The sequence below is a fragment of the Halarchaeum salinum genome, assembly GCF_039520965.1.
Taxonomy (GTDB): domain Archaea; phylum Halobacteriota; class Halobacteria; order Halobacteriales; family Halobacteriaceae; genus Halarchaeum; species Halarchaeum salinum.
This window is the reverse complement of the sequence record NZ_BAAABL010000071.1, coordinates 1-4,041: the sequence shown is the minus strand read 5'-3', so window position 1 is coordinate 4,041 and position 4,041 is coordinate 1. Positions and strand designations below refer to the sequence as shown.

Sequence of the window (4,041 nt, the reverse complement as noted above, 5' to 3'; positions counted from 1 at the left end):
GGTCACAGTTCGCAGAGATTCGGCGCTTAGAGGTCGAGATTATCCGGCTGCCGATGTGATCGACTGAAAATGGGACGACAATGACCGAGGACACGACTGACGAGGCGGATCGCGACGTCGGGAGGGGACTCTTGGATGAGGAGATGGGGCCGAGCGGCGCGATGGCGCACCTCTACCGGGGCGAGATCCACCGGATGAAGTACTGGCGCGAACGCCTCGACAAAACCACCAACTGGGCAGTTATTGTTATGGCTGCCATTCTTACGTGGGCGTTCTCCAGTCCCAACAACCCACACTACATCATCCTCATCGGCATTGCGATGCTGGGCGTCTTTCTCACGATCGAGGCGCGACGCTACCGGGGCTACGACATCTGGCGCTCGCGCGTCCGAACCCTCCAGGAGAACGTCTGGTCGGTCGGCCTCAACCCCGAAACGGACGTCGTCGACCCAGAGTGGCGCAAGCGACTCGGCGACGACTACCGCGAACCCGCGGTCAAGATCACCGCCGAAGAGGCTATCGCACACCGCTTACGGCGGATTTACCTCCCACTCTTCGCAATCCTCCTCGTCGCGTGGCTCGTCCGTATCACCGCCTTCTCTCCCGAGTCGTGGCTCCAGACCGCAGCCATCGGGATGATTCCGGGGCTCGTCGTCATCGGTCTCGTCGCCGCGTTCTTCGTCAGCACACTCATCATCGCGTGTCGCCCTCGGACGTGGCATACGCGCGGCGAACTCCTCGACGAGCGCCTCCGAAAGGACGAGTAGGCGATCTCGGTCTTTCGACGGCACTCGACCCCCAGTCCTTATCGCGAACTCGGGCGAAACACGAACGTATGCAGGCCGTCTTCCACCACTCGAACAACGATGCCGAACTGCACGCTCGGGTCGTTAACAACGTCATGAATCTCCTCGAGGACGAAACTATCGACCTCGACGACGTCGCGCTCGTCACGAACAGCGGTGGCCTCCAACTCGTCACGACCGACTCCCCGGAGCGAGCACGAGTCGAACGCCTCCTCGAGCGCGGCGTCACAATCAAGCAGTGTCAGAACACCATCGAGGGGACGGACGTCACGGCGGCCGACCTCATCGACGGCGTCGAGCTCGTTCCGTCCGGCGTCGGAGAGCTCACACGCCTCCAAAGTGATGGGTACGCCTACCTCACACCGTAGCTCAGAGTAGCGCGGGGATGGTGTTACGGAAGATGTTGAGCGAGATGATGAAGAGGAGCGTGATGACGAACCAGTTGAAGCGCCGCTGGTCAATCTCGAGGCGCCGCAGATAGGTGCCGAGGAGGAGGCCGACGATCGTGACGACAGCGATCGTCGAGCCCAACCAGATCCGATACGTCGTCAAAAGATCGGTGAACAGCGCCATCTGAACGAGACGTACCGTGAAGATGATGCCGAGAACCATCGAGAGCCCGCCGATGTACCGTTCGGTGTCGCGCTCGAACGTGTGGAAGTACGCCGGGAGGAGCGGGCCGAGGTTCGACGCCGCGAGCAAGAATCCTTCGAGGAAGCCAGCGGTGCTGAGCGCGATCGGGTGGTGTGCTTCCTCAATAGTGACGAAGTTCTGCACGACCTGGAAGACGACGTAGGCGAGAATGATGAGGCCGATGAGGAACGGCACGATCGGCCCGGTGTTGTACTGTGCGAGGAAGTAGACACCGACGACCGAGCCGATGATCGCCAAGGCGACCAGAATCCACTCCTCACGGATGAAGGAGACGCCGGTCTTCGTCTCGCCGACTTGGAACATATTGATCATCCACGGTGGAATTGCGAGCACCACGACGGCGAGCGTCGGGTCAATGACCGAGGCGAAGATTGGCGTCGTGATTAGTGCGTAACCGAAGCCAAGCATGCCTTTGATCGCGCCGGCGACGATGGCGACGACAACGAAGAGAGCGAGTAGTTCGGTCGTCACAGTCGACTGTACACCCTTCGTGACGTTCCCCCAACCCGGGAAGAGCAGAATCGAACCGGCGAGGACAGCGAGTGTCGCGAGGGACATCATCACCTCCCGATAGTGGAAGGCACGGAGGTTCGTCAGGAACTGCTGCGGGTCAATAGTTGGTTCGCGTGTACTCATATGAATCAGAGCGATGGACTCGGATATCATGAGATAGTGGCTGTACGCCTAACCATATCGGTGAATCAGCAATTCGGGCAGTAATGCACGACGTGACGCCGGCGCTGATCAGTCCTGTCCGTGCTCAGTGAGGCCGAAACCCTGATTTCGCTGCTCCTATGGGCGTCATAGATACCTGCGAATATCGCACCTTAGCGAGCGGCGAAGCGGTACAACAACAGCGTGATGCCGACGATTCGACCAGTCAGGGGACGAGGTGTCTATTGTGCGAGGTAGCCACCATCAACACCGAGGGCCTCACCAGTAACGAAGGACGCGTCGTCGTCACAGAGCCAGAGGACAGCGCTCGCGACCTCCTCGGGTGTGCCGAGACGGTTCATCGCGTGCTTATTTGCGATTTGTTCGCGGAGCTCGGAGCCCTCTTCCATACCGCCCTCGCGGAGGAGTGGCGTGTCGATAAAACCGGGACAGACGGCGTTCACGCGGACACCCGTCTCGCCGTTCTCGAGGGCAGCAGTCTTCGTCAGTCCGAGGACACCATGTTTCGCGGCGACGTATCCGGAGGAGGTTGCGAAGCCGACCTGCCCGAGGATTGAGGAGTTGTTAACCACGACACCACCGGCGTCCTGTTGTTTCATCTGCGCGATCTCCGCCTGCATACACTTAAAAACGCCGACGAGATTCACGTCGATGACGCTCTCCCAGCTCTCGGCGTCGTACTCCTCAACCGTCGCACTGTCACCGCCGATACCGGCATTGTTGAACGCATAGTCAAGGGATCCATACTCCTCAACGGCGGCTTCAACCATCGCCTCGGTCTCCGCGGCGTCAGTGACGTCCGTCTCCACGAATAATGCATCGCCACCGTCGGCTTCGATGTCGGCGATGGTCCCCTCGCCTCCCTTGACGTCGACATCCGCGACGACGACGCGTGCTCCTTCCGCAGCGAATTCAAGAGCGGTCTCTCGACCGATCCCAGATCCACCACCCGTCACGAGCGCCACAGAGTTATTAGCGACCATACTACAGAATCTATCGCGTGATGTGAAAAATATCGGGGGCAGTTCTCATACCCCACGATCGGGAGTTGACTGATGACGCGAAGCCAAGCTGATACTGCTACGCTCCGAGTGCTACACTGTGGCTGAGAACGTGGTATAGAGGGTTAGGATGTGGTGAGCCGGCACCACGTGCTGGATGCGTTACTGCGGAGGCGGCAGACGGCAGCGAGAACGACGGCGCCGCTCACGAGGAACGCGGCTCCGAAGATGAGCACCGTGCTCACGGTGTTGAGGGCCGCGATGCCGTAGATGTTCCCCAGTTTGTTTGTCGCGACGGCAAGACTGCCGGCGAGCAACATTGCGGCGAAGTAGCCCTTGATCTCGTCCTCGTCGACGAGGTTCGTGGCGCCCGCACCGATGCGGGCGCCGAGTGCGCTTCCAACGAGCAGGAACGCGACAACGGGCAGGGCGACCGCTCCGGACTGCGCGTAGGTGAACGCGCCGAAGGCGCCGGAAATCGTGATTTGGAGGATGTCTGTCCCGACGGCAATGGCTGCCGGGATGCCGAGCCCGTACATCATGGCGGGCATCAGGAGGAACCCGCCGCCGACACCGAGGAAGCCCGAGAGGACGCCGATAACGAGACCGATTGCCGCGACGATCACGCCGGAGACGCGGACGTCTCCACGGAAGGTGACCATCGGCGGAATTTCGATTGCTTGGACGCGTTCGGCAAGGTCAAGGCTGGCCCCGCTCTCGTCGTCGCTCTCGTCCGTCCAGGCGTCGCGGAGCGTGAACAAGCCGACGAGTGCGAGTAGGCCGACGTACGAGACGTTGATAACGAGGTCGGCCATGCCGGTCGCCTCAAGGAAGAATCAGTCGATCACATCGGGTTAGAGGAAGTGTCTGCTTTGGGAGGATATGCAACAACCCGAAGCAGACAG

The 4,041-nt window shown here is 60.6% G+C and carries 4 protein-coding genes and 1 pseudogene; 2 read left to right on the top strand and 3 right to left on the bottom strand.

Annotated elements, in window-relative coordinates; translation table 11 throughout:
- Positions 1-80: 80 nt before the first annotated feature.
- On the top strand, positions 81-767 hold the full coding sequence (locus tag ABDZ36_RS12185; protein ID WP_188873137.1) for a DUF2270 domain-containing protein: 687 nt from the start codon (positions 81-83) through the stop codon (positions 765-767).
- Positions 768-835: 68 nt separating this feature from the next.
- Positions 836-1,174 carry a DsrE family protein gene (locus ABDZ36_RS12180; protein ID WP_188873138.1) on the top strand — a complete coding sequence of 113 codons (339 nt, stop codon included), beginning with the start codon at positions 836-838 and terminating at the stop codon, positions 1,172-1,174.
- A gap of 1 nt (position 1,175) precedes the next feature.
- Here ABDZ36_RS12180 and ABDZ36_RS12175 read toward each other — a convergent pair whose 3' ends face one another.
- From ABDZ36_RS12175 to ABDZ36_RS12165, 3 genes and pseudogenes are all read right to left on the bottom strand, one after another.
- Positions 1,176-2,096, bottom strand: coding sequence for a sulfite exporter TauE/SafE family protein (locus ABDZ36_RS12175; RefSeq protein ID WP_188873152.1), 921 nt, complete (start codon positions 2,094-2,096; stop codon positions 1,176-1,178).
- 260 nt (positions 2,097-2,356) lie between these two features.
- Entirely contained in the window at positions 2,357-3,118 is a 762-nt protein-coding gene (locus ABDZ36_RS12170; RefSeq protein WP_188873139.1) for an SDR family oxidoreductase, read from the bottom strand.
- A gap of 143 nt (positions 3,119-3,261) precedes the next feature.
- Positions 3,262-3,972 (bottom strand): annotated as a pseudogene (locus tag ABDZ36_RS12165) (TSUP family transporter); the annotation flags it as partial.
- Positions 3,973-4,041: the final 69 nt, after the last annotated feature.